General features: G+C 69.9%; 25 protein-coding genes. 20 read left to right on the top strand and 5 right to left on the bottom strand.

Translation table 11 applies throughout. The annotated features are described in order from the left end of the window. Window positions 1–49: 49 nt before the first annotated feature. The 3 genes from FHT37_RS11395 to FHT37_RS11385 all read left to right on the top strand — a co-directional run bounded on the left by FHT37_RS11395 (window position 50) and on the right by FHT37_RS11385 (window position 1,669). Window positions 50–361, top strand: coding sequence for a transcriptional regulator (locus FHT37_RS11395; protein ID WP_183480853.1), 312 nt, complete (start codon window positions 50–52; stop codon window positions 359–361). Next, window positions 354–632, top strand: a complete 279-nt coding sequence (locus FHT37_RS11390; RefSeq protein WP_183480850.1) for a DNA-binding transcriptional regulator — start codon at window positions 354–356, stop codon at window positions 630–632. The genes FHT37_RS11395 and FHT37_RS11390 overlap by 8 nt, the downstream gene beginning before the upstream one ends. Window positions 633–706: 74 nt before the next feature. Continuing rightward, window positions 707–1,669 carry a carbohydrate kinase gene (locus tag FHT37_RS11385; RefSeq protein WP_183480847.1) on the top strand — a complete coding sequence of 321 codons (963 nt, stop codon included), beginning with the start codon at window positions 707–709 and terminating at the stop codon, window positions 1,667–1,669. A gap of 45 nt (window positions 1,670–1,714) precedes the next feature. Here the strand turns inward: FHT37_RS11385 and FHT37_RS11380 are convergent, their stop codons facing one another. Beyond that, window positions 1,715–2,332, bottom strand: coding sequence for a phenylacetic acid degradation protein PaaY (locus FHT37_RS11380; RefSeq protein WP_183480844.1), 618 nt, complete (start codon window positions 2,330–2,332; stop codon window positions 1,715–1,717). A gap of 212 nt (window positions 2,333–2,544) precedes the next feature. Here FHT37_RS11380 and FHT37_RS11375 point away from each other — a divergent pair, with 212 nt between their 5' ends. The 14 genes from FHT37_RS11375 to FHT37_RS11310 all read left to right on the top strand — a co-directional run bounded on the left by FHT37_RS11375 (window position 2,545) and on the right by FHT37_RS11310 (window position 15,398). Beyond that, window positions 2,545–3,405 carry an enoyl-CoA hydratase-related protein gene (locus FHT37_RS11375; protein WP_183480841.1) on the top strand — a complete coding sequence of 287 codons (861 nt, stop codon included), beginning with the start codon at window positions 2,545–2,547 and terminating at the stop codon, window positions 3,403–3,405. Beyond that, the gene (paaI, locus tag FHT37_RS11370; protein ID WP_183480838.1) at window positions 3,405–3,860 is read left to right on the top strand and encodes a hydroxyphenylacetyl-CoA thioesterase PaaI; all 456 of its coding nucleotides are present in this window, start codon (window positions 3,405–3,407) and stop codon (window positions 3,858–3,860) included. Before FHT37_RS11375 ends, paaI begins: the two co-directional genes overlap by 1 nt. A 37-nt stretch (window positions 3,861–3,897) precedes the next feature. Further along, a complete protein-coding gene (gene paaK / locus FHT37_RS11365; protein WP_183480835.1) occupies window positions 3,898–5,205 on the top strand; it encodes a phenylacetate--CoA ligase PaaK in 1,308 nt (435 codons plus the stop codon). 9 nt (window positions 5,206–5,214) lie between these two features. Beyond that, window positions 5,215–6,216 carry a 1,2-phenylacetyl-CoA epoxidase subunit PaaA gene (paaA, locus tag FHT37_RS11360; RefSeq protein ID WP_183480832.1) on the top strand — a complete coding sequence of 334 codons (1,002 nt, stop codon included), beginning with the start codon at window positions 5,215–5,217 and terminating at the stop codon, window positions 6,214–6,216. 45 nt (window positions 6,217–6,261) lie between these two features. Beyond that, window positions 6,262–6,567: a 1,2-phenylacetyl-CoA epoxidase subunit PaaB gene (gene paaB / locus FHT37_RS11355; protein WP_147242123.1), complete on the top strand. Its 306-nt coding sequence runs from the start codon at window positions 6,262–6,264 to the stop codon at window positions 6,565–6,567. 10 nt (window positions 6,568–6,577) lie between these two features. After that, the gene (paaC, locus tag FHT37_RS11350; RefSeq protein ID WP_183480830.1) at window positions 6,578–7,351 is read left to right on the top strand and encodes a 1,2-phenylacetyl-CoA epoxidase subunit PaaC; all 774 of its coding nucleotides are present in this window, start codon (window positions 6,578–6,580) and stop codon (window positions 7,349–7,351) included. 31 nt (window positions 7,352–7,382) lie between these two features. Further along, entirely contained in the window at window positions 7,383–7,979 is a 597-nt protein-coding gene (paaD, locus tag FHT37_RS11345; RefSeq protein ID WP_183480828.1) for a 1,2-phenylacetyl-CoA epoxidase subunit PaaD, read from the top strand. A gap of 47 nt (window positions 7,980–8,026) precedes the next feature. Then, entirely contained in the window at window positions 8,027–9,106 is a 1,080-nt protein-coding gene (gene paaE, locus FHT37_RS11340) for a 1,2-phenylacetyl-CoA epoxidase subunit PaaE (RefSeq protein WP_183480826.1), read from the top strand. Between the two features lie 21 nt (window positions 9,107–9,127). After that, window positions 9,128–9,769 carry a TetR/AcrR family transcriptional regulator gene (locus tag FHT37_RS11335; protein WP_091733927.1) on the top strand — a complete coding sequence of 214 codons (642 nt, stop codon included), beginning with the start codon at window positions 9,128–9,130 and terminating at the stop codon, window positions 9,767–9,769. A gap of 94 nt (window positions 9,770–9,863) precedes the next feature. Continuing rightward, window positions 9,864–11,021: an ABC transporter substrate-binding protein gene (locus FHT37_RS11330; protein WP_183480824.1), complete on the top strand. Its 1,158-nt coding sequence runs from the start codon at window positions 9,864–9,866 to the stop codon at window positions 11,019–11,021. Continuing rightward, window positions 11,018–13,072: a phenylacetic acid degradation bifunctional protein PaaZ gene (gene paaZ / locus FHT37_RS11325; RefSeq protein WP_183480822.1), complete on the top strand. Its 2,055-nt coding sequence runs from the start codon at window positions 11,018–11,020 to the stop codon at window positions 13,070–13,072. Before FHT37_RS11330 ends, paaZ begins: the two co-directional genes overlap by 4 nt. Before the next feature lie 111 nt (window positions 13,073–13,183). Next, on the top strand, window positions 13,184–14,611 hold the full coding sequence (locus FHT37_RS11320) for an aldehyde dehydrogenase family protein (protein ID WP_183480820.1): 1,428 nt from the start codon (window positions 13,184–13,186) through the stop codon (window positions 14,609–14,611). Window positions 14,612–14,732: 121 nt separating this feature from the next. Beyond that, on the top strand, window positions 14,733–14,900 hold the full coding sequence (locus FHT37_RS11315) for a hypothetical protein (protein WP_175538442.1): 168 nt from the start codon (window positions 14,733–14,735) through the stop codon (window positions 14,898–14,900). Between the two features lie 123 nt (window positions 14,901–15,023). Next, window positions 15,024–15,398, top strand: coding sequence for a response regulator transcription factor (locus FHT37_RS11310; protein WP_183480818.1), 375 nt, complete (start codon window positions 15,024–15,026; stop codon window positions 15,396–15,398). Window positions 15,399–15,443: 45 nt separating this feature from the next. Here FHT37_RS11310 and FHT37_RS11305 read toward each other — a convergent pair whose 3' ends face one another. Further along, window positions 15,444–16,085 (bottom strand): TetR/AcrR family transcriptional regulator, encoded by a 642-nt coding sequence (locus tag FHT37_RS11305; RefSeq protein WP_091731992.1) that lies wholly within the window; start codon window positions 16,083–16,085, stop codon window positions 15,444–15,446. 113 nt (window positions 16,086–16,198) lie between these two features. Between FHT37_RS11305 and FHT37_RS11300 the strand changes: the two genes are divergently transcribed. Both FHT37_RS11300 and nadB read left to right on the top strand, forming a co-directional pair. Beyond that, the gene (locus FHT37_RS11300) at window positions 16,199–17,092 is read left to right on the top strand and encodes an NAD(P)/FAD-dependent oxidoreductase (protein WP_183480817.1); all 894 of its coding nucleotides are present in this window, start codon (window positions 16,199–16,201) and stop codon (window positions 17,090–17,092) included. 98 nt (window positions 17,093–17,190) lie between these two features. Beyond that, window positions 17,191–18,804, top strand: a complete 1,614-nt coding sequence (gene nadB, locus FHT37_RS11295; protein WP_091733767.1) for an L-aspartate oxidase — start codon at window positions 17,191–17,193, stop codon at window positions 18,802–18,804. An 18-nt stretch (window positions 18,805–18,822) separates the two neighbouring features. On the opposite strand, the gene FHT37_RS11290 is transcribed toward nadB, so the two are convergent. The 3 genes from FHT37_RS11290 to FHT37_RS11280 all read right to left on the bottom strand — a co-directional run bounded on the left by FHT37_RS11290 (window position 18,823) and on the right by FHT37_RS11280 (window position 21,513). Then, window positions 18,823–19,110 carry a late competence development ComFB family protein gene (locus FHT37_RS11290; protein WP_091731999.1) on the bottom strand — a complete coding sequence of 96 codons (288 nt, stop codon included), beginning with the start codon at window positions 19,108–19,110 and terminating at the stop codon, window positions 18,823–18,825. Between the two features lie 342 nt (window positions 19,111–19,452). Next, a complete protein-coding gene (gene nadA / locus FHT37_RS11285; protein ID WP_091732003.1) occupies window positions 19,453–20,559 on the bottom strand; it encodes a quinolinate synthase NadA in 1,107 nt (368 codons plus the stop codon). A gap of 12 nt (window positions 20,560–20,571) precedes the next feature. Continuing rightward, window positions 20,572–21,513, bottom strand: a complete 942-nt coding sequence (locus FHT37_RS11280) for a helix-turn-helix domain-containing protein (RefSeq protein WP_183480815.1) — start codon at window positions 21,511–21,513, stop codon at window positions 20,572–20,574. A 69-nt stretch (window positions 21,514–21,582) separates the two neighbouring features. On the opposite strand from FHT37_RS11280, the gene FHT37_RS11275 reads away from it, so the two are divergent. Then, window positions 21,583–22,839 carry an MFS transporter gene (locus tag FHT37_RS11275; protein ID WP_183480814.1) on the top strand — a complete coding sequence of 419 codons (1,257 nt, stop codon included), beginning with the start codon at window positions 21,583–21,585 and terminating at the stop codon, window positions 22,837–22,839. Window positions 22,840–22,964 lie beyond the last annotated feature (125 nt).

Genomic DNA, 22,964 nt, shown 5'->3' with positions numbered 1-22,964 from the left:
CTGAGATGAGTCATCGACCGCTTGTACGTCAGCGACGTAGCGTGGCAACATGCGAACCGTTGCCGAAACCCCCATCTTTCAGAAGTACGCCCGGGACCTTTGGACCGAAGCGGAACGCGTGGAATTCATCAACTGGATCGCATTGAACCCGGATGCCGGGGACGTGATTCCGGGCACTGGGGGATGCCGCAAGGTGCGCTGGTCCAAGGCCGGCAGCGGCAAGCGAGGCGGGGTTCGGGTGATCTACTTCAATGTGGAGGAGTACTTGATCTGGCTGTTGATCGTGTATGCGAAGGCAGCGTTCGACAACCTGCCCACCGCATTTCTGGAACAGCTGAAGCAAGGAGTCGAAGATGCCTGACGATCAGGAGAAGTTTCAGCAGGATCTGTTGGACTCGATCCGGCAGATGAAAGCGGGCAAGGCCGCGCGGGTCACTCGCGTCGAAGTGCCTGGTGCCGCGGAAGCACGGGCCCGCACCGGCCTGTCGCAGGCTGACTTCGCTGGACTGCTGGGCGTGTCCAAGCGCACGCTGCAGGAATGGGAGCAAGGCCGGCGCGAACCGACTGGCGCTGCCCGGGCCTTGCTCCGGGTCGCGATGGCCCATCCGGAGGTCCTGTTGGAACTGCGCTGAATCGGCCCCGGGGGGTCGTCACCCTGTAGGACTTGTCACTTGCACCGGAAGGTCAGGCGCGTTCGAATCCCGGAATGAGCTTGACCCCCACGACCGTGGTCCATGCGGACCTGGCCAGCTTCGTCTCCTTCGGCGAAGCCCTCACCGACATGATCCGCACCGGTCCCGGCACCTGGTGCAGCCGCAGCGGGGGCTCGCCGTGGAACGTGGCCATCGCGATGTCGCGGCTCGGCCAGCTCAGCGCCTTCGCCGGCGGCCTGAGCAAGGATCCCTTCGGCCAGGAGCTCTGGCAGGCCAGCGCGGACGCCCACCTGGACCTGCGCTTCATCCAGCAGTTCGCCAAGTCGCCGCTGATGGCCTTCGTCCACCAGATGTCGCCGCCGGAGTACGCCTTCGTCGGCGACGACAGCGCCGACCTGCATTTCCGCCCCCACGCGCTGCCCGCCGGCTGGCGCCGGGCGCTGCGCTGGGCCCACTTCGGCTCGATCAGCCTGACGCGCGAGCCGCTGGCCGCGCGGCTGATCGCGCTGGCCGAGTCCCTCAAGGACGAGGGCGCCCGCATCAGCTACGACCCGAACTACCGGATCTCGATGGACTCGCGCTATGACCGCACGCTGGAGCGCATGTGCCGGCTGGCGGACGTGATCAAGGTGTCGGACGAAGACCTGCGCGGGCTGTTCCGCAGCCGCGACCACCATGTCGGCCTGGCGCAGATCGCCGCCTGGAACCCGCGCGCCATCGTGATGCTGACGCTGGGGGAGCGCGGCGCCCAGCTGTTCCATCCGAAGGCCGACCTCAGCGCCGCGCCGCCGCCGCTGGACGCGGTCGTGGACACGATCGGCGCCGGCGATGCCGCCATGGCCGGGCTGCTCTACAGCCTGATGAACGGCGCGACCCACGAGCCCGAGGAGCACCTGCGCTGGGCCGTCGCGGCCGGCGCCGCGGCCTGCTCGGGCGCGGGCGTGCATGGCCTGTCGGCGGGCCTGGTGACCGCGCTGATCGACCAGGTGCAGGTGCAGCGGGCCGAAATGGTCTGACGGCGCCCCGGCGCCGCTACCGCGTTCAAGGCGGCGCCAGCGCGCTCAGGCGCTGCCGTCGTCCTCGCGTCTTGTCGCCACCAGCGTCTTGGGGCCGCCGATCTGCAGGCGCGGTCGGTCGGCCTCTTCCTCGGCCAGCGGGCTGACCTCGACCAGGCTGGCGTGGCAGCGCCGCGCCAGGTCCTGGTAGGTCTCGGTGCCCTCGCGCTTCCAGCGGATCTCGTCCTCGGTCAGCGGCCGCATCACCTTGGCCGGCAGCCCGGCGATCAGCGACTTCTCCGGCAGCTTCAGCCCCGCCCGCACGAACGCGCAGGCCGCGACGATGCTGTAGGCGCCGACCTCCGCCTCGTCCATCACCACCGCGTTCATGCCGACCAGCGCGTCGTGGCGCACCACGCAGCCGTGTAATACCGCGCCGTGGCCGATGTGGCCGTTGGCCTCGACGACGGTGTCCGACCCCGGGAAACCGTGGATCACGCAGGTGTCCTGCACGTTGGCGCCCGCCATCAGCCGGATCCGCCCGAAGTCGCCGCGCAGCGAGGCGCAGGGCCCGACGTAGCAGTCCGGCCCGACGATCACGTCCCCGATCAGCACCGCCGTCGGATGCACATGGGCGCTGGGATGGACGACCGGCGACAGGCCGTCGATGGCATAGCAGGGCATGGATTCGTCTCCTATCGTGGTTCTGGCGTCCTCGGCCCCAGCACCAGGGGAACTTTCCCTGTAAATGACCGCGATCTTGGTGGTAACCCTAGGTCACTGGCCTTGTGTTGGGATTCGATGGCTCGTAGTATCTACCGACCGGTCGGTAAATAGAAGCCGATCAAAAAAAGCTGCAAAAGCTGAATCCCCCTCAGGCCGAGGAGACAAGCCGAATGAGCACCACCCCCACCCCCCCGTCCACCGCCGAAGACAGTCCGCTGCTGATCAGCACCGAAGGCGCCGTGCGCGTCCTGACGCTGAACCGGCCGCAGGCGCTGAACGCGTTCACGACCGGCCTGCTGGGCCAGTTGCGCATCGCCCTGGACGAGGCGGCGCACGACGAGGCGGTGAGGGCGGTGCTCATCACCGGCGCCGGCCGCGCGTTCTGCGCCGGCCAAGACCTGTCCGACCCGCACATCAAGCCCGAGTTCGACGACCACGCGGGCGACGCCGATCCGCAGCGCAAGCCCAAGGCCAAGGACATCGGCAACCTCCTGGACCATTACTACATCCCGCTGGCCCTGCGCCTGCGCAGCATGCCGGTGCCGACCGTCTGCGCGGTCAACGGCGTCGCCGCGGGCGCCGGCGCCAACTTCGCGCTGGGCTGCGACCTGGTGCTGGCTGGCCAGTCGGCCTCGTTCATCCAGGCCTTCTCCAAGATCGGACTGGTGCCCGACTGCGGCGGCACCTGGCTGCTGACGCGGCTGGTGGGCCGCGCCCGTGCGCTGCAACTGGCACTGCTGGGCGACAAGCTGCCCGCAGCCGACGCGCAAGCCTGGGGCCTGATCGCGCGTTGCGTCGCCGACGGCGAGCTGCAGAGCGAAGCCATGGCCACCGCGCAGAAGCTGGCGAAGATGCCGACCCGCGCGCTGGTGCAGACGCGCCAGGCGCTCGATGCGTCGATGGACCTGGAGTTCGAGGACGCGCTCAAGCTCGAGGCCAAGCTGCAGAGCCAGCTCGGCTACGCGCACGACTACCTGGAAGGCGCGGCCGCCTTCCTGTCCAAGCGCGCGCCGGTGTTCAAGGACCGCTGATGCGCGAGGCCCTCGATCCGCAGCGCATCGCCGAGGCGGTGCGCGACACCATGTTCGCCAACGACCGCGCGTCGCAGGGCCTGGGCCTGCGCATCGACGCGATCGGTCCCGGCACCGCGACGCTGTCGATGACGGTGCGCGAGGACATGCTCAACGGCTTCGACATCTGCCACGGCGGCTTCGTGACGACGCTGGCCGATTCCTGTTTCGCCTTCGCTTGCAACTCGCACAACGAGATGACGGTGGCCTCGGGCTTCGCGATCGACCTCGTCGCGCCGTCCCGACTGGGGGACGTCCTGACGGCGCGCGCCAGCGAGACCTCGCTGGCCGGCCGCACCGGCGTCTACGACATCCGCATCACCAATCAACGAGACGAGCTGGTCGCGGTTTTCCGCGGGCGGTCCTACCGCATGAAGGGCCGGCCCGTGGTGGCGGACCTGCCGCTGCCCGGCTGAGCCGGCCCGAGCCCGCGGCGACAAGGAGACGAGACCCATGACGGTGAAGACCTTCCGGCCCGAGGACCTCGAGCCCATCGAGCGCGCCAGCCAGGACGAGCTGCGCGCGCTGCAGCTGCAGCGCCTGAAGTGGACGCTCAAGCATGCCTACGAGAACGTCCCGCACTACCGGGCCGCCTTCGACGCCAAGGGCGTGCATCCCGACGACCTGAAGGACCTGGCCGACCTGCGCCTGTTCCCGTTCACGACCAAGAAGGACCTGCGCGACAACTACCCGTTCGGCCTCTTCGCGGTGCCGCGCGAGCAGGTCGTGCGGGTGCACGCGTCCTCGGGCACCACCGGCAAGCCGACGGTGGTGGGCTACACGCGGCGCGACATCGACACCTGGGCCGATCTGGTCGCGCGCTCGCTGCGCGCCGCCGGCACGCGCGCGGGCGACATCGTCCATGTCGCCTACGGCTACGGCCTGTTCACCGGCGGCCTGGGCGCGCATTACGGCGCCGAGCGGCTGGGCTGCACCGTGATTCCGATGTCGGGCGGCCAGACCGAGAAGCAGGTCCAGCTGATCCAGGACTTCAAGCCCGACGTGATCATGGTCACGCCGAGCTACATGCAGGTGATCGTCGAGGAATTCGTGCGCCAGGGCCTGGACCCGCGCGCGAGCTCGCTCAAGACCGGCGTGTTCGGCGCCGAGCCCTGGACCGAGGCGATGCGCCGCGAGATCGAGCACAAGGCCGGCATCGACGCGGTCGACATCTACGGCCTGTCCGAGGTGATGGGGCCTGGCGTCGCGTCCGAGTGCATCGAGACCAAGGACGGCCCGGTGATCTGGGAGGACCACTTCTATCCCGAGATCATCGACCCCGAGACCGGCGAGGTGCTGCCCGAGGGCTCGGAGGGCGAGCTCGTCTTCACCTCGCTGAGCAAGGAGGCGCTGCCGGTGATCCGCTACCGCACGCGCGACCTCACGCGGCTGCTGCCGCCGACGGCGCGCAGCATGCGCCGCATCGGCAAGATCGTCGGCCGCAGCGACGACATGCTGATCATCCGCGGCGTCAACCTGTTCCCGACGCAGATCGAGGAACTGGTGCTCGCCGAGCCCGGCCTGTCCGGCCAGTACCAGATCGTCGTCAGCCGCGACGGTCACCTCGACGAGGTCGAGGTGCGCTGCGAGCTCTCGGCTGCGGGCGGCGACGCGCAGGCGGCAGCCAGGTCGCTGCAGCACCGCATCAAGACGCTGATCGGCGTGTCGACCCGCGTGACGGTCGGCGCCCCCGATTCGATCGAACGCACGCTGGTGGGCAAGGCGCGCCGCGTCGTCGACCAGCGTCCGAAGCATTCGTAAGGAGTCCCCATGTACACGCAAGCCATGAGCGTCGGTCCGCAGGACCAGGCGGCCAAGCTGCAGACCGCCGAGGAGCAGCAGCGCAACGAGGCCTTCGAGGCCCGCATCGACGCGGGCGACTTCATCGAGGCCAAGGACTGGATGCCGGAGCACTACCGCAAGACGCTGGTGCGGCAGATCAGCCAGCATGCGCATTCCGAGATCGTCGGCATGCTGCCCGAGGGCAACTGGATCACGCGCGCCCCGACGCTCAAGCGCAAGGCCATCCTGCTGGCGAAGGTGCAGGACGAGGGCGGTCACGGGCTCTACCTGTACTCGGCCGCGGAGACGCTGGGCACCAGCCGCGACCAGATGCTGGACGCGCTGCACAACGGCAAGGCCAAGTACAGCTCGATCTTCAACTATCCGACGCTGACCTGGGCCGACATCGGCGTGATCGGCTGGCTGGTCGACGGCGCGGCGATCATGAACCAGGTGCCGCTGTGCCGCTGCTCCTACGGGCCGTATGCGCGCGCGATGATCCGCATCTGCCGCGAGGAGTCCTTCCACCAGCGCCAGGGCTACGAGAGCCTGCTCGTCATGATGCGCGAGGGCACCGCGGCGCAGAAGGCGATGGTCCAGGACGCGGTGAACCGCTGGTGGTGGCCGTCGCTGATGATGTTCGGGCCGGCGGACAAGGACTCGCCGAATTCCGAGCAGTCGATGCGCTGGGGCATCAAGCGCCTGACCAACGACGAGCTGCGTCAGAAGTTCGTCGACGCGACCGTGCCGCAGGCCGAGCTGCTCGGCGTGACGCTGCCCGACCCCGACCTGAAGTGGAATGCCCAGCGCGAGCAGCACGACTTCGGCGCGATCGACTGGGACGAGTTCTGGCGCGTCGTCGGCGGCAACGGTCCCTGCAACACCGAGCGGCTGGCCACCCGCGTCAAGGCCTGGGAGGAGGGCGCCTGGGTGCGCGACGCCGCGCTGGCCCACGCGAACAAGCGCGCCACCGCCGCCCAGGCGGCCTGATCGCACGACCAGGCCCTCCGACACGACCTTCCAGGCACACGAATCATGAGCATCAACCAAACGACCGGCGCCAATGAATGGCCCCTGTGGGAAGTCTTCGTCCGCAACAAGGCGGGCCTGGACCACAAGCACTGCGGCAGCCTGCATGCGCCCGACGCGAAGATGGCCCTGCAGATGGCCCGCGACGTCTACACCCGCCGCCAGGAAGGCGTGAGCATTTGGGTCGTGCCCTCGTCGGCGATCGTCGCGTCGGATCCGGGCGAGAAGTCGATGATGTTCGACCCGATGGAGGACAAGGTGTATCGCCACCCCACCTTCTATGACCTGCCCGCCTCGCTGGACCACATGTGAGGACCGGACGATGAGCACTTCCGTTCAACCCGGCCAGCGCGCGGACGTCCGATACCTGCTGCGCATCGGCGATGCCTGCCTGGTGCTGTCGCACCGGATCTCGGAATGGATCGGCCACTCGCCGGTGCTGGAAGAGGACCTGGCGCTGGGCAACATCGCGCTGGACCTGCTGGGCCAGGCGCGCGCGCTGCTGACCCGGGCCGGCCAGCTCAACGAGGAGCCGCTGGACGAGGACCAGCTCGCCTACCTGCGCGAGGAGCGCCACTACCTGAACCCCGTGCTGATGGAGCTGCCGCGCGGCGACTTCGCGTTCACGCAGGCGCGCAATCTGATCGCCGCCTGCTGGCTGCTGCCGCTGTGGACGCGGCTGCAGGCTTCCAGCGACGCGGAGGTCGCCGCCATCGCCGCCAAGGCGGTGAAGGAGGTCCGCTATCACCAGCAGCACGCCGCCGAGTGGGTCGTGCGCCTGGGCGACGGCAGCGAGGAATCGACCCGCCGCATGACGACCGCGCTGGCGGCGCTCTGGCCCTACGTGAACGAGCTGTTCGCGTCGGACGCCGTCGATGCCGCCGCCGAGGCGAGCGGCCTGGGCCCGGCCTGGTCGTCGCTCAAGCCGGACTGGAACGCCGCGATGGACGAGGTGCTGGCCGAGGCGCGCCTGGCCCGCCCGAAGGACACGCCGCACGTCTACGCCGGCGTGCGCGGCGTCCACAGCGAGCACATGGGCCACATGCTGGCGACGATGCAGTCGCTGCAGCGCGCCTACCCCGGCGGGGTGTGGTGAGCGCGGCGACGCCCACGCTTCGAGGACCACCATGAACGCTGCCCCGACGCCCTCGCACCTGGATTGGTTGTCGTCGCTGACGACGGCTGGTCCGCGTCCGGCCCCGTCCGATGCGGGACCCGGTCCCACCGACCTCGGCTGCGGGCGCCTGTCCGCGGCCTGGGAAGTGCTGTCGCAGGTCCTCGATCCCGAGGTGCCGGCGGTGTCGCTGGTGGAGCTCGGCATCGTGCGCGATCTGCTCGAGACCGCCGATGGCCTGGAGGTCGTGCTGACGCCGACCTACTCGGGCTGTCCCGCGACCGAGGCGATCGAGCGGAGCGTGCGCGAGGCGCTGGCCCGCTTCGGCGAGATCACCGTCACGATGCGCCGCGCGCCCGCCTGGACCACCGACTGGATCACCGACGAGGGCCGCGAGAAGCTGCGCCGCTATGGCATCGCGCCGCCGGGGCCGGTGGACGCGGGCCAGGGCGTGCCGGTGCGCGTCGTCCGCCGGCGCGAGGCCATCGCCTGCCCGCGCTGCGGCAGCGCGCGCACCGAGCAGTTGTCCGCGTTCGGATCGACCGCCTGCAAGTCGCTGTACCGCTGCCTCGCCTGCCGCGAGCCCTTCGAACACTTCAAGCCGATCTGAGCCGCCGCCCGGTCGCGCCCTCCCTTCACGATTCACCCGCCATCGCCATGAGCCTGCACTTCCACCCGCTGCGCCTGCGCGCCAAGCACCAGGACACCGACGACGCCGTCGTGCTGTGCTTCGACGTGCCGGAGGCGCTGCGCGAGACCTTCCGCTTCACGCAGGGCCAGTACCTGACGCTGCGCGGCGACGTCGACGGCCAGGACCTGCGCCGCTCGTACTCGATCTGCGCCGGCGTCGACGACGGCGAACTGCGCGTGGGCGTGCGCCAGGTCGATGGCGGCGCCTTCTCGACCTGGGTCCACCGGCAGCTGAAGGCCGGCGACGAGGTCCAGGTCTTTCCGCCGCAGGGCCGCTTCCACGTGCCCATCGATCCGGCGTCGGCACGGCATTACGTCGGCATCGCGGCGGGCTCGGGCATCACGCCCATCCTGTCGATCATGAAGACCGTGCTGGCGCGCGAGCCGATGAGCCGCTTCACGCTGATCTACGGCAACCGCCGGCCGGCCTCGGCGATGTTCAAGGAAGAGCTCGAGGACCTGAAGAACCGCTACATGACGCGGCTGACGCTGCATCACGTGTTCTCGCGCGAGCATGTCGACGCGCCGCTGATGGCGGGCCGGCTGGACCAGGCCAAGCTCGGCGAGTTCCTGGCCGGGCCGGTGCCGGCGGGCGGCATCGACCAGGTCTTCGTCTGCGGCCCCTTCGAGATGAACGAGCAGGCCGAGGCCGCGCTGCGCGCCGCCGGCGTGCCCGAGGACCGCATCCACATCGAGCGCTTCGGCACGCCGGAGATGCAGACCGGCCGTCCGGCGCCGCACGAGATCCACGAGGAGGACGCCGAGGCCGCCAAGGTGCTCGTGATCCGCGACGGCGTCTCGCGCGAGATCGAGTTCCGCAAGAGCGATCCCAGCCTGCTCGACGCCGCGGCGCGCGCCGGCATGGACGTGCCGTTCTCCTGCAAGTCGGGCGTGTGCTCGACCTGCCGCTGCAAGCTGATCGAGGGCGAGGTCCGGATGGATAAGAATTTCGCCCTCGAGAAGCACGAGGTGGCGGCCGGATTCATCCTCAGCTGTCAGGCCCACGCCCTGACGCCGCGCGTCGTGATCTCGTTCGACGAACGCTGATTCACAAGGAAAACAACACCCATGGCCCGAGGTCGCGCCCCCGGATTCGATGCCACCCGCGAGGAGATCCTCGCGCAGGCCGCCCGACTTTTCGCCAACCAGGGCTACCCGGCCACCTCGATGAACCAGGTCGCCGAGGCCTGCGAGGTCAGCAAGCCCACGCTGTACCACTATGTCCGCGACAAGCATGAGCTGCTCGCGCAGATCTGCCAGAACCACCTGCAGCATCTGGTCGACCTGGTCGACGAGGTGAGCGCGCAGGGCCTGCCGCCACAGGATCACCTGCGCGGCCTGATCCATCGCTTCGTGCAGGCCTACGGCGAGGCGCAGAACGAGCACCGCGTGCTGACCGAGGACCTGAAGTTCCTCGACGACGAGCACCGCGAGCGCATGGTCGAGGTTGAGCGCCAGGTGGTGGGCCGCTTCGCCGACGCGGTGGCCGCGGTGCGGCCGGAGCTGCGCGGCGCTCACCTGCACAAGCCGCTGACCATGCTGCTGTTCGGCATGATCAACTGGACCTTCACCTGGCTGCGCCCCGATGGCGCGCTGACCTACGAGGCGGTCGCGCCGATGGTGGCCGATCTGTTCTTCGGCGGCCTGGGCGCAGTCCGGACCGAAGCCGCCGACCCGGCCCCGCGCGATCCCGCGCCGCAAGTCTCATGAAGGTTTCGCGGAGGAGCATCGCCCCCTTGCAGTCGCAGTAGCAGTACCTCCCATTCCCTTGCGTTCCTGAACAACGACATTCCAAGGAGACGACATGACACGCATCGAGAAGACCCTGCTGGCCGTGGCCGGCGCCGCGCTGATGGCGCTGGGCGGCGCCGCCCGCGCCGACATCAACGTCGGCGTGACGGTCTCGGCGACGGGGCCGGCGGCCTCGCTGGGCATCCCGGAGAAGAACACCTTCGCGCTGATGCCCAAGACCATCGCCGGGCAGAAGGTCAACTACATCGTGCTGGACGACGCGTCGGACACGACGACCGCGGTGGCCAACACCCGCAAGCTGATCACCGAGCACAAGGTCGACGTGGTGGTGGGCTCGACGGTGACGCCGAACTCGCTGGCGATGATCGACGCGGTGTCGGAGGCGCAGGTGCCGATGATCTCGATGGCGGCGTCGGCGCGCATCGTCGAGCCGATGGATGCGAAGAAGAAGTGGGTCTTCAAGACGCCGCAGAACGACATCATGATGGCGCTGGCCATCGCCACCCACATGCAGGCGCAGGGCGTGAAGACGGTGGCCTACATCGGCTTCGCTGATGCGTATGGCGAGGGCTGGTACGGCGAGTTCAACAAGGTCGCCGCCAGCAAGGGCCTGAGCATCGTCGCCAACGAGCGCTACAACCGCACCGACACCTCGGTGACCGGCCAGGTGCTGAAGATCATGGCGGCCAAGCCGGACGCGGTGCTGGTGGGCGGCAGCGGCACGCCGGCGGCGCTGCCGCAGAAGACGCTCAAGGAGCGCGGCTACCAGGGCAAGTACTACCAGACCCACGGCGTGGCCAACAACGACTTCCTGCGCGTGGGCGGCAAGGATGTCGAGGGCACCTTCCTGCCCGCCGGTCCGGTGCTGGTGGTGGACCAGCTGCCGGCCGACCATCCGGCCAAGAAGAGCGCGAAGGTCTATGTGACGGAGTACGAGAAGGTTTACGGCAAGGGCAGCGTGTCGACCTTCGGCGGCCATGCCTGGGATGCGGGCCTGCTGCTGCAGGCGGCGATCCCGAACGCGATCAAGAAGGCCCAGCCCGGCACGCCGCAGTTCCGCGCGGCGCTGCGCGACGCGATCGAAGGCGTGAAGGAACTGCCCGGCGCGCATGGTGTGTTCACCATGTCCGCCAACGACCACCTGGGCCTGGATCAACGCGCCCGCGTGATGGTCAAGATCGAAAACGGAACTTGGAAGTATCAGCCATGAGTCTCAGCGCCACCCCCGTCCTCCAAAGCCTGATCGCCGGTCGCTGGATCGGCTCGACCGCCGCGCGCGGCCTGCACAGCGCCGTCAACGGCCGGCTGGTGGCGCAGACCCATGCCGAGGAGATCGACTTCGGCGAGAGCCTGCACTTCGCGCGCCGCCAGGTGCTGCCCGCGCTGCTCGCGCTCGACTTCCAACAGCGCGCGGCGATCCTGAAGGCGCTGGCCGCCTACCTGCAGGAGCGCAAGGAGGCGCTGTACGCGATCTCCGCGCACACCGGCGCCACGCGGCCGGATTCGTGGATCGACATCGAGGGCGGCTTCGGCACGCTCTTCGCGTACGCGTCGATGGGCCGGCGCGAGCTGCCGTCCAGCAACATCGTTCATGAAGGCCCGGCCCAGCAGCTCGGCAAGGTCGGCCAGTTCATGGGCACGCACGTGCTGGTGCCCAAGCGCGGCGTCGCGGTCCACATCAACGCGTTCAACTTCCCGATGTGGGGAATGCTGGAGAAGTTCGCGCCGAGCTTCCTCGCCGGCATGCCCTGCATCGTCAAGCCGGCCACCGCCACGAGCTACGTCGCCGAGGCCTGCGTGCGCCTGATCGAGGAATCCGGCCTGCTGCCGGGCGGCGCGTTGCAGCTGGTCATCGGGGGTTCCGGCGATCTGCTGGACCGGCTGGAGGAAACCGATGTGGTGACCTTCACCGGCTCGGCGGACACGGCGGCGCAGCTGCGCGTCAATGCGAACCTGATCCGCCGCTCGGTGCCGTTCAACGCCGAGGCGGACAGCCTCAACTGCTCGATCCTGGCGCCGGACGTGCAGCCGGGCGATCCCGAATTCGATCTCTTCGTCAAGGAAGTGATGCGGGAGATGAGCGCCAAGGCCGGCCAGAAGTGCACGGCGATCCGACGCGCGATCGTGCCGGCGGCGCAGGCCGATGCGGTGGCCGCGGCGCTGCGCGAGCGGCTGGCGAAGATCAAGGTCGGCGACCCGGCCATCGAGGGCGTGCGCATGGGCGCGCTGGCATCGAAGGCGCAGCAGGCGGACGTGGCCGAGCGCCTGGCGCAGCTGGCGCAGGGCAACGAGATCGTCTTCGGTGAGCGCGACGGCTTCGCGCCGGTGGGCGAGGGCGTCGGCGATGGCGCCTTCTTCGCGCCGACGCTGCTGCTGTGTCGCGACGCGATGCGCAACGAGGCGGTGCACAGCGTCGAGGCCTTCGGGCCAGTGTCGACGCTGATGACCTACGGCGACTTCGACGAGGCGCTCGCACTCGCGGCCAAGGGGCGTGGCAGCCTGGTGGGCTCGGTGGTCACGAAGACGCCGGCGCTGGCGGCGCAGGCCGTGTACCACGCGGCCGCCTTCCACGGCCGGCTGCTGGTGCTGGACCGCGACGCGGCCGGCGAGTCGACCGGCCATGGCTCGCCGCTGCCGATGCTCAAGCACGGCGGCCCGGGCCGCGCGGGCGGCGGCGAGGAGCTCGGCGGCATCCGCGCGGTGAAGCACTACCTGCAGCGCTGCGCGGTGCAGGCTTCGCCGACGATGCTGACGGCGATCACCGGCGAGTACGTGCGCGGCGGCAAGGTGACGGAGGACGCGATCCATCCGTTCCGCAAGCACTTCGAGGAGATCCAGGTCGGCGACTCGCTGCTGACGCACCGGCGCACGGTGTCGGAGGCGGACATCGTCAACTTCGGCGGCATCAGCGGCGACTATTTCTACATGCACTTCGACGAGGTCGCCGCCAAGGACACGCAATTCGGCCAGCGCATCGCGCACGGCTACTTCGTGCTGTCGGCGGCGGCGGGGCTGTTCGTGTCGCCGGCGCCCGGGCCGGTGCTGGCGAATTACGGGCTGGACACGCTGCGCTTCGTCAATCCGGTGGCGATCGGCGACACCATCCAGGCGCGCCTGACCTGCAAGCGGCGCATCGACCGCGGCAATCGCCCGGACCAGCCGCCGCAGGGCGTCGTGGCCTGGGATGTGCAGGTGACCAACCAGCGCGGCGAGCTCGTCGCGAGCTACGACATCCTGACGCTGGTCGCCAAGAAGGCCTGAGCCCGGCCGCCGGATCCGGCGGCGCGGCTGCAACCTTCGTATGGCTTATCAAGCGGCCGATCGCTTCCTACATTGAGCGCATCGCAGCTTGAGGCCGTCAGGCCGTTCGCCATGATCCACGTCGACCAGATCTACATCGACGGCCGCTTCCTCCCCGCCACCGGCGAGGAAGAGGTCGACATCGTCAACCCCGCGGACGAGACGGTGATCGGCCGCGCGCGCATGGCCAGTCGCGAAGACGCGCGCCGCGCGATCGAGGCCGCCGTCCGCGCGCAGCCCGACTTCGGCCGCACCGCGGTGACGGACCGCGTGGCCATGCTGGAGCGGCTGCAGGTCGCGATGCTCGCGAATGCCGATGCGCTGCGCGAGTCCTCCATCCTCGAGTACGGCGGCCCGGTGGCGCGGTCCCAATGGGTGGCCAACTACGCGTCGCAGTGCTTCGGCGACGCCGCCCGCACGCTGTCGAGTTATGTCTTCGAGCGGCCCGTCGGTGTGGACGGCGTGTCGATCCTGCAGATGCGGCCGGTCGGCGTGTCCGGGCTCTTCGCGCCGTGGAATGCCGCCGCGGGGACGATCGCCAGCAAGCTCGCCGCGGCCATCGCCGCGGGCTGCGCGACGGTGATCAAGCCCAGCGAGCTGAGCCCCTGGCAGGCGCTGGTGATCACCCGCGCGATCCATGACGCGGACCTGCCGCCGGGCGTCGTCAACGTCGTGACCGGCCGCGGCGCCGACGTGGGCGCCGAAATCGGCACCCATCCCGGCGTGGCCAAGCTGTCCTTCACCGGCTCGACGCCGACCGGCCAGTTGATCGCGCGCGCCGCGGTGGACTCGATGAAGCGGGTGAGCCTGGCGCTCACCGGCAAGTCGGCCTCGCTGCTGCTCGACGATGCCGACCTGCGCGTCGCCGTGCCGCTGGCCCTGGGCGCGGCCTTCATGAACAGCGGACAGGCCTGCGTCGCAGGCACGCGGCTGCTGGTGCCGCGCGCGCGGCTGGCCGAGGTCGTCGAGCAGGTGCGAACCGCGGTCGCGACGATGCGCGTCGGCGATCCGCGCGATCCGGCGACGGCGATCGGCCCGATGGTCAGCCGTACCCAGTTCGAGCGCATCCAGCGCTACATCCGGCGCGGCCAGGAACAGGGCGCGACCCTGGTGGTCGGCGGCGAAGGTCGCCCCGAGGGACTGACGCGCGGCTGGTTCGTGCGGCCCACCGTCTTCACCGACGTGCGCAACGACATGGACATCGCGCGCGAGGAGATCTTCGGGCCGGTGCTGTCCATCCTGCCGGTGGACTCGGAGGAACAGGCGATCGCAATCGCCAACGACTCGCCCTACGGCCTCCAGGGCTATGTGTTCTCGGCCGATGAAGCGCGGGCCCGCCGCGTGGCCGGGCGGATCGAGACCGGCACGGTGCTGGTCAACCGCGTCGCGCCCGACCTGCTCGCGCCGTTCGGCGGCGTGAAGCTGTCGGGGCAGGGACGGGAGTTCGGGGTGATGGGCCTGGAAGCCTTCCTCGAACCCAGGACCATCACGATCGGCTGATCCCAGGCGGGGAGGGGCGTCGCTTCGGCAAAGCCGCAGCGGCGCCCAGGAAGTCCGGCCTTGAGTGGCAGGGGCGGGCCGCCCACACTGCGGCCTTCCTTCCACCTCGCCGCTCACGACCTTGGACCTCCTCACCACGCCTGTCATCGCCGGACTGCTCTTCACCGGGACCCTGGCCCTTGTCGCCCTGATGGCCTGGCGAGGCGGCAGCGAGCGGCGCGACGTCACCTTCCTCGCTTCCGCGGCCGGCTTCGGCGGCGTGTGCACGGCGATCGCCGTCGTGGTCTGAACCGGTGCGCTGCTCGCGCGCCGGATACGACCCGTTGCGAACTCGACGTCCCTGACGCCGCTGCGTGATTCGGCCTCGCGCCAGAATGCGTCGCAGCATTCAGACCGGGGAAGGGAAAAGGGCATGCGTGTTCTGCTCGTCGAGGATTCCGAGTTCATTCGCACGCAGTTCCTGCGGCTCTTCGAAGGCCTGGACTTCGTCGAGGTGGTGGGTTATGCGGACAGCGAAGAGGACGCGGTCCAGGCGATCCCGGCGCTGAAGCCGGACGTGGTGCTGGTCGACCTCAACCTGCAGGTGGGTTCCGGCATGCATGTGCTGAGCCGCGCGCGCCGCGGCGGCTACACCGGCAAGCTGTGGGTGCTCAGCAGCCGCGACCCGGACTTCTACCGCTCGCTGTGCGAGAAGCACGGCGCCGACGGCTTCTACGACAAGGCCCACGATCAGCTCCAGCTGCTCGACGACCTGCGGGTGCTGGCCGGCGAGAAGCCGGTGTTCTAGGAACGTCTTCAGACCCCGTCCTGGCGTCCAAGCCGATGAAGGCGCTCATGCGCCGTATGCCGCCATGAAGACCCGCACGGCCTCGCGCAGAAGCGCGCGGTTCTCGCGGGGATCCGGCGCCTCCAGCTTCAGCAGCCCGCGCATGTGCGCGGAGCCGAAGAACATCGACAGGAACAGGTCCGCGGCCTGAGGCGGGTGCCGCACTTTCAGCGTGCCGGCCGCGTGGGCTCGGCGCAGGTAGGCGGCCAGCTCGCCCATCACGCGCTCCGGGCCTTCCCGGTAGAACGCCTGGCAGGCTTCCGGCTGCACCCCCGCGACGCCGTAGATGGCGCGCAACGCCCCCAGGGCGTCATCGCCGCGCGCGAGTGCCAGGAAGCGGGTGCCGATCGCGAGCAGCGCCTTCTCGGGCTGCTCCGGATCCAGCGCCCCGGCGCCCGGGACGCCCGCCACCACCGGTGCCGACCGGTCGCGCACGACCGCCTGGAACAGCCCTTCCTTCGAGCCGAAGTTGTTGTAGACGGTCATCTTGGAGACCCCCGCGTCCGCGGCGATCGCGTCCACGCTGGCACGCTCCAGGCCGTGCTCGTTGAAGTGCTTCTGCGCCGCCTCCAGGATGCGCCGGCTGCGCTCCGGATCGCGTGGCCGCCCGCGTTGGGGCTTGGGAGCGGGAGTCGGGGTCGAAGACATGGGCGCAATTAGTGGACTTGACAGTTCACTATAGCGGCCGCACATTACTGGACTTGAAAGTCCAATAATTGACGCAAGCTTGCGTACTCCCCTTGCAACACGGAGCCCTCACCATGGATGACGTCATCATCATCGGCGGCAGCTTTGCCGGCCTCGCCGCCGCCCTGCAGCTCGGCCGCGCCCGCCGCCAGGTCACTGTCCTGGACACCGGTCTGCCGCGTAATCGCTTCGCCGGCCATTCGCATGGCCTGCTCGGCCACGATCACAAGTCGCCGCTGGACATCCTGGCCGAGGCGCGGCGGCAACTGGCGCGTTACCCGACGGTCAAGCTGGTCAATGCGCGGGCGGACAGCGTCACCGGCGCCATCGACGATTTCTCGGTCCTCACCGGGGATGGCGAACGCCGTCGGGCACGCCGCGTGATCCTGAGTTATGGCGTGGCCGATCAGATGCCGAGCGTTCCGGGCTTCGCGGACTGCTGGGGCACATCGATCGTGCCCTGTCCCTACTGCGATGGTTTCGAGGTCGCCGGCCAGCACTGGGGTCTGCTCTGGTCCAGCCCGCAGTCCCACCAGTCGGCGCGGCTCTTCCAGCACTGGACCGACCAGCTGACCGTCTTCGCCAACGGGCACGACATGCCGCCCGAGGTCCAGGCCGATCTTGCTGGCCGCGGCATCCCTGTCGTCGAAGGCCGGATCGTCGAGATCGCCCATCAAGAGGGCCGCATCGCCGCCGTCCATCTCGATGCCGACCGCCACGTCGCGGTCGACGTGCTGTTTGCCCACCCGCGCAACAAGCCGTCCGCCAGCCTCCATGAATCGCTGGGCCTCGCCACGATCGACACGCCCACCGGCATCGTTCTCCAGGTCGACGACCGCCGCCAGACCAGCGTGCCCGGCATCTACGCCGCCGGCGACCTGGCCACGCCCTTCCTGCCCTCGGTCACCCAGGCTTCGTCGCAGGGCGCGATGGCGGGTATCTTCGCGCAGCAGTCGATGCTGGCTTGAGCGCGGGGATTCGCGGCTCCGGTTGCCGCGAGCCGATTTGACCGCTCGTAGAATCGCCGACTCCCAAGCGATGACGCCCTGGTGACGGGGCGATGACGATGACAGCAGCTGTTCCGACCGGTGCCGCGCAGACGCCGGTGGTGATCGTGGGTGCCGGCCTGGCCGGACTGACCGTGGCGCTGCACCTGGCCGATCGGGTGCCGGTGATCGTCCTGGCGAAGCGGGAGCTCAACGAGGCCGCCACCGCCTGGGCCCAGGGCGGCATCGTCGGCGTGCTCGGGTCCGACGACAGCATCGAGAGCCACGTCCGCGACACGCAGGACGCGGGCGCCGGCCTGGTCGACGAGGCCACCGCCCGCTTCATCGCCGAACGCAGCGCCGACGCCGTCGGCTGGCTGGTCGAGCAGGGCGTCCCGTTCACCCCCGACGAGCAGGGCCCGCTGGGCCTGCACCTGACCCGCGAGGGCGGCCACGCCGTGCGCCGCATCGCCCATGCCGCTGACGCGACCGGCAAGGCCATCCACGACGCGCTGCTGGCCAAGGCCGCGGCCCATCCCAACATCGAGCTGCGCCAGCGCTGGATGGCGCTGGACCTGATCACCTCGCGCCATGTGCAGCGCGAGGAGCCGTCACGCTGCTACGGCATCTACGCGCTCGACATGGACGCGCAGCGCGTGGACGCGATCGCCGCCCGCGCCGTGGTGATGGCCACCGGCGGCGCCGGCAAGGTCTATCGCTACACGACCAATCCGGACACCTCCACCGGCGACGGCATCGCCATGGCCTGGCGAGCGGGCTGCCGCATCGCCAACATGGAGTTCATCCAGTTCCACCCGACCTGCCTCTACCACCCGCAGGAACGCAGCTTCCTGATCACCGAGGCGCTGCGCGGCGAGGGCGGTCATCTCAAGCTGCCGGACGGCACCCGCTTCATGGCGGCGCACGACGAACGCCTGGAGCTCGCGCCGCGCGACGTCGTCGCCCGCGCGATCGACTTCGAGATGAAGAAGCACGGCCTGGATCACGTCTGGCTGGACGCCACCCACCTGGGCGAGGCCTTCCTCAAGGAACATTTCCCGACCATCCACGCGCGCTGCCTGGCGCTGGGCATCGACATCGCGCGCCAGCCCATCCCGGTCGTGCCGGCCGTGCACTTCACCTGCGGTGGCGTCGTGTCCGACCTGCAGGGCCGCGCCGACCTGCCCGGCCTGTATGCCGTCGGCGAGACCGCCCACACCGGCCTGCACGGCGCCAACCGGCTGGCGAGCAACTCGCTGCTGGAGTGCGTCGTGCTCGGCCGCGGGTGCGCCGCCGACATCCTGTCGCAGCCCGAGCTCGACCCCGCGCCGCTGCCCGCGTGGGACGAGAGCCAGGTCGAGGATGCGGACGAGCAGGTGGTCATCGCCCACAACTGGGACGAGCTGCGGCTGCTGATGTGGAACTACGTCGGCATCGTGCGCACGACCAAGCGGCTGCAGCGGGCGCTGCACCGCATCGACCTGCTGCGCGCGGAGATCGACGACTACTACGCCAACTTCCGCGTCAGCCGCGACCTGCTGGAGCTGCGCAACCTGGTCGACTGCGCGGAGCTGATCGTGCGCTCGGCCCTGCTGCGGCATGAAAGCCGCGGGCTGCACTACAGCCGCGACTATCCGCGCACGCTGCCCGCCAGCCTGCCCACCGTGCTGGTGCGCAACGGCAATACGCGCTGAGCGGGCCCGGCGCCGGGCCTAGCGCTGTCTCGCCCGCAGCGCGCTGCGCGACTGCACGAATTCGAAGGCGTGGGCGACCGCTTCCTTGATCGCGGCGTCGACGTCGTGGCGTTCCTGCTCGGTCAGGTAGAACGAGTAGTCGACGGCATGGCGGATGTAGCGCGGCGGCAGGCGGTTGAGCGCGACGCAGGCGACATCGGCCAGCAGCTCGGGCTCGCGGTGGATCTCGGGATACTGCGGCGCGGATTCCATCACCGCGGCGAACACTTCGCGTTCGTGGTGGTTGTAGAGCGAGGTGAAGTCCATGGGCGCGTCCTGCGGAGTGGCCGGGTTGGCCGGGATGACCGGGGATGGAGCGCAGCATCGCGCGCTCCGGCGCAAATGAAAAGCCCCCCGGCGACCCCTCGTTCGTGTGGGGCGTGAGGTTGGCATCGCGGTCCTGCGGCGAACCCCCTCACCCTCTCCCCCTTGCGGGGGCGAGGGAATGACCGGGGCGGTTGATGCTCTCACCCCGCGTGCGGAAAGAAGGGATGACCGGGGCGGTATGAGGCTCTCACCCCGCGTGCGAGGGAGGGGATGATCGCGGGCGGTATGGCTCCCTCGCCCCGCGTGCGGGGAGAGGGTGGGGTGAGGGGTCTTGCGCCGCCCTCAGGCGGCGCCGATGCCCGGCACCAGCGCACCGGCCGCCTGGCGGGCCTTGAGCTGAGCGGTGAAGTCCAGCATGCGGTCGATGCACCCCAGCGCCTGCGAGCGGATCGGCTCCTCGACGAAGATCTCCCCGCTGCCGTGCTCCAGGCAATCGACCAGGCCCTGCAGCCCATTCATCGCCATCCACGGACAGTGCGCGCAACTCTTGCAGGTCGCGCTGTTGCCCGCCGTCGGCGCCTCGATCAACACCTTGCCCGGTGCCAGCTGGCGCATCGCATGCAGGATGCCGTTGTCGGTCGCGACGACATACTCGCGCGCGCTGCCCTCGACCACCGCCTTGATCAGCGCCGAGGTCGAGCCCACCACGTCCGCCTGCGCCACCACCGAGGCCGGCGACTCCGGATGGACCAGGATCATCGCGTCCGGATGCTGCTCGCGCAGCAGCTCCAGCTCCAGGCCCTTGAACTCGTCATGCACGATGCAGGCGCCGTTCCACATCAGCATGTCGGCGCCGGTCTGATCCTGGATGTAGCGGCCCAGGTGGCGGTCCGGCGCCCACAGGATCTTCTCCCCGCGGGCCTTGAGCTCGCTGACGATCTCCAGCGCGCAGGAGCTGGTGACCATCCAGTCCGCGCGCGCCTTCACCGCGGCGCTGGTGTTGGCGTAGACGACCACGGTGCGGTCGGGATGGGCGTCGCAGAACGCCGCGAAGTCCTCGGCCGGGCAGCCCAGGTCCAGCGAGCAGGTGGCGTCCAGGTCGGGCATCAGCACGCGCTTCTCGGGGCTGAGGATCTTGGCGCTCTCGCCCATGAACTTCACGCCGGCGACGACCAGCGTCCGCGCCGCGTGATCGCGGCCGAAGCGGGCCATTTCCAGCGAATCGGACACGATGCCGCCGGTTTCCCGGGCGAGGTCCTGCAGGTCGCCGTCCACGTAGTAGTGCGCCACCAGCACGGCGCCCTTGGCCTTGAGCAGCTCGGCGGCGCGGGCCTTCAGTTGCTGGCGCTGGCTGGGCGTCAGCGGCGCCGGCACCTTGGCCCAGGCATGGGCGGTGCAGGTGGCGCCTTGTGCGTCCTGGCGGGCGAAGTCGTAAAGAACCTGTTCCATAGGGCCGGAATTCTAGGTGTGACCGAAAAACCGGCTCGGCGGCATGCCGACCGTGCGGGTGACCATCGCGGTGAAGGCGCTGGCGCTGGCATAACCCAGCTCCGCGGCGATCACCTGCATCGGCTTGCGACGCGCGGCCAAGCGCAAGGCCTCGGCCAGCAGCGCCTGCTGCCTCCACTGGGCGTAGCTGCTGCCCAGCTCCTGCCGGAACAGCCGCGACACGGTGCGCGCGCTCGCGCCGACCTCGGCCGCCCAGTCGTCCAGGCTGGCATGGCGCATGGGCTCGGCCAGCACCGCCTCGCACAGCCGGCGCAGGCGCTTGTCGGTCGGCAGCGCGACCCCCAGCTGCAGCGTCGGCGCGCGGCGCAGTTCGTCCAGGATCAACTGGCCGATCCAGGCCTCGCGATCGGCGACGGCGTCACCCGGCTCGACCTCGTCCCGGGCCAGTTGCACGGCCAGTTCCCGCAGCAGCGGCGAGACCTCCAGCACGCGGTTCGAGGCCCAGGCCGCGGCGTCCGCCGGCGGGTTCAGCAGGTAGAGCGTGCGCAGCTCGCAGCGCTCGACCGCCGTCACCGCATGGACCACGCCGGCCGGGATCCAGACCCCGCGCGACGGCGGCACCAGGAAGGTGGCGCGGTCGGTGCTGACGCGCACGACGCCGGTCACCGAGAAGACGAACTGGCCCCAGGTGTGGAAGTGCGCCTGGATGTCCATGTGCCCGTCCAGGCTGCGCGACTTGGCGCGCACCGGGCGCTCGGCGCTGGGCGCGTAGCGGCGGGGATCGAGCGGCGGCAGGCTGGTGCGGCCCGGGGCCTCGGGCAGCGGCGCCCGGGAGGCCCGGGACGCGTGGGGCGCGCGGGCCGCTCCGACGACGCCCGAAGGGCTGCCCCCAAGGGACGGACGGGATCGCGCCGAGGGGGCAGGGGGGGCGACGGCGGGGCGGGAGGGGTTCATGGCGGAAACTCGACAGAACTTGGCCGGCTATCGTAATTCCGTCGTGAAGGCCCTGTCACCATTTCGCCCATGAATTCCGCCACCACCACCGCCACCGCGGCCGCGCTCCCGTCGCTGAGCCCCGCGCAGAGCGCCAAGCGAGACATCCAGACCATCAGCCTGATCGGCCTGGCGCACGGCACCTCCCACTTCTTCCACATGCTGCTGCCGCCGCTGTTCCCGGTGTTCATGCGGGAATTCGGCCTGAGCTACTCTGAGCTGGGCCTGCTGGTGACGATCTTCTTCGTGATCTCCGGCGTGGGGCAGGCGCTGTCGGGCTTCCTGGTGGACAAGACCGGCGCCCGGCCGGTGCTGTTCGTCGCGCTGGGCTGCTTCGTGCTGGCCTCGCTGGCGGCGGGGACGGCGCAGGGCTTCGTCGGGCTGGCGCTGGCCGCCGCGCTCGCCGGCCTGGGCAATTCGCCCTTCCACCCGGTGGACTTCACCATCCTCAACAAGCGGGTGTCGCAGCAGCGGCTGGGCCATGCGTTCTCGGTGCACGGCATCACCGGCAACCTGGGCTGGGCGGTCGCGCCGGTGCTGCTGATCTCGATGCACGAGGCGACCGGCCAATGGCGGCTCGGCTACGCCGCGACGGCGGCCTGGGCGCTGTTCGTGATCGCCCTGCTGGCGTTCAAGCGCGACGCGATCGACGACAGCCAGGGCGCCTGGGGCCATGAGAAGGCCGGCGCGGCCAAGGCGCCGGTCGACGAGCATCCGATGGCCTTCCTGAAGCTGCCGTCGGTGTGGCTGTGCTTCTCGTTCTTCTTCTTCACGACCTCGGCGCTGAGCGCGATCCAGAGCTTCGCCTCGCCGGCGCTGTCGGCGATGTACGGCGTGAGCCTGGCCAGCACCGCCTTCGTGGTGACCGGCTACATGCTGGCGGGCGCGGCGGGGATGATCGTCGGCGGCTTCCTGGTGGCGAAGTCGCAGAACCTGGAGCGCAACATCGCCGGCGCGATGTTCGCCGCCGCCGCGCTGCTGGCGCTGACCGCCACCGGCTGGCTGCCCGCGACGGCGGCGCTGATCGCGGCGGCGACGGCCGGCTTCGGCACCGGCCTGGCGGGCCCGTCGCGCGACATGCTGATCAAGCGCGCCGCGCCCCCGGGCGCGACGGGACGCGTGTACGGCACCGTCTATTCGGGCCTGGATACCGGCTTCGCGGTGGCCGCGCCGATCTTCGGCGCGCTGATGGACCGCCACTGGAACAACGCGGTCTTCTTCGGCGCCTCGCTGGCGCTGCTGCTGGGCATCGGCGCGGCCAGCCTGGTCCGCAAGGGCCGCGGCTGATCGCCCACTGAGCTGATCAGGGTTGGGCAAGACCTGGCCCCGAACAGGGGCTTGCCCGGCGGTGTTCTACCCATAGTTGCCGCTCCCGAGGGCTTGACCGGGGCCGCGCCGCAACAGGGGACGAA

The sequence above is a fragment of the Mitsuaria sp. BK037 genome (assembly GCF_014193045.1).
GTDB lineage: Bacteria > Pseudomonadota > Gammaproteobacteria > Burkholderiales > Burkholderiaceae_C > Roseateles.
This window is presented reverse-complemented; position numbering and strand designations above follow the sequence as displayed.

Coding starts and splice junctions, on each gene's coding strand:
- FHT37_RS11310 (WP_183480818.1), top strand. CDS start 15,024: ATGCGTGTTCTGCTCGTCGAGGATTCCGAGTTCATTCGCACGCAGTTC.
- paaE (WP_183480826.1), top strand. CDS start 8,027: ATGAGCCTGCACTTCCACCCGCTGCGCCTGCGCGCCAAGCACCAGGAC.
- FHT37_RS11300 (WP_183480817.1), top strand. CDS start 16,199: ATGGATGACGTCATCATCATCGGCGGCAGCTTTGCCGGCCTCGCCGCC.
- paaI (WP_183480838.1), top strand. CDS start 3,405: ATGCGCGAGGCCCTCGATCCGCAGCGCATCGCCGAGGCGGTGCGCGAC.
- FHT37_RS11380 (WP_183480844.1), bottom strand. CDS start 2,332: ATGCCCTGCTATGCCATCGACGGCCTGTCGCCGGTCGTCCATCCCAGC.
- FHT37_RS11375 (WP_183480841.1), top strand. CDS start 2,545: ATGAGCACCACCCCCACCCCCCCGTCCACCGCCGAAGACAGTCCGCTG.
- FHT37_RS11395 (WP_183480853.1), top strand. CDS start 50: ATGCGAACCGTTGCCGAAACCCCCATCTTTCAGAAGTACGCCCGGGAC.
- FHT37_RS11335 (WP_091733927.1), top strand. CDS start 9,128: ATGGCCCGAGGTCGCGCCCCCGGATTCGATGCCACCCGCGAGGAGATC.
- paaC (WP_183480830.1), top strand. CDS start 6,578: ATGAGCACTTCCGTTCAACCCGGCCAGCGCGCGGACGTCCGATACCTG.
- paaA (WP_183480832.1), top strand. CDS start 5,215: ATGTACACGCAAGCCATGAGCGTCGGTCCGCAGGACCAGGCGGCCAAG.
- FHT37_RS11280 (WP_183480815.1), bottom strand. CDS start 21,513: ATGAACCCCTCCCGCCCCGCCGTCGCCCCCCCTGCCCCCTCGGCGCGA.
- nadA (WP_091732003.1), bottom strand. CDS start 20,559: ATGGAACAGGTTCTTTACGACTTCGCCCGCCAGGACGCACAAGGCGCC.
- paaB (WP_147242123.1), top strand. CDS start 6,262: ATGAGCATCAACCAAACGACCGGCGCCAATGAATGGCCCCTGTGGGAA.
- FHT37_RS11385 (WP_183480847.1), top strand. CDS start 707: ATGAGCTTGACCCCCACGACCGTGGTCCATGCGGACCTGGCCAGCTTC.
- paaK (WP_183480835.1), top strand. CDS start 3,898: ATGACGGTGAAGACCTTCCGGCCCGAGGACCTCGAGCCCATCGAGCGC.
- FHT37_RS11305 (WP_091731992.1), bottom strand. CDS start 16,085: ATGTCTTCGACCCCGACTCCCGCTCCCAAGCCCCAACGCGGGCGGCCA.
- paaD (WP_183480828.1), top strand. CDS start 7,383: ATGAACGCTGCCCCGACGCCCTCGCACCTGGATTGGTTGTCGTCGCTG.
- paaZ (WP_183480822.1), top strand. CDS start 11,018: ATGAGTCTCAGCGCCACCCCCGTCCTCCAAAGCCTGATCGCCGGTCGC.
- FHT37_RS11275 (WP_183480814.1), top strand. CDS start 21,583: ATGAATTCCGCCACCACCACCGCCACCGCGGCCGCGCTCCCGTCGCTG.
- FHT37_RS11290 (WP_091731999.1), bottom strand. CDS start 19,110: ATGGACTTCACCTCGCTCTACAACCACCACGAACGCGAAGTGTTCGCC.
- FHT37_RS11320 (WP_183480820.1), top strand. CDS start 13,184: ATGATCCACGTCGACCAGATCTACATCGACGGCCGCTTCCTCCCCGCC.
- FHT37_RS11330 (WP_183480824.1), top strand. CDS start 9,864: ATGACACGCATCGAGAAGACCCTGCTGGCCGTGGCCGGCGCCGCGCTG.
- nadB (WP_091733767.1), top strand. CDS start 17,191: ATGACAGCAGCTGTTCCGACCGGTGCCGCGCAGACGCCGGTGGTGATC.
- FHT37_RS11390 (WP_183480850.1), top strand. CDS start 354: ATGCCTGACGATCAGGAGAAGTTTCAGCAGGATCTGTTGGACTCGATC.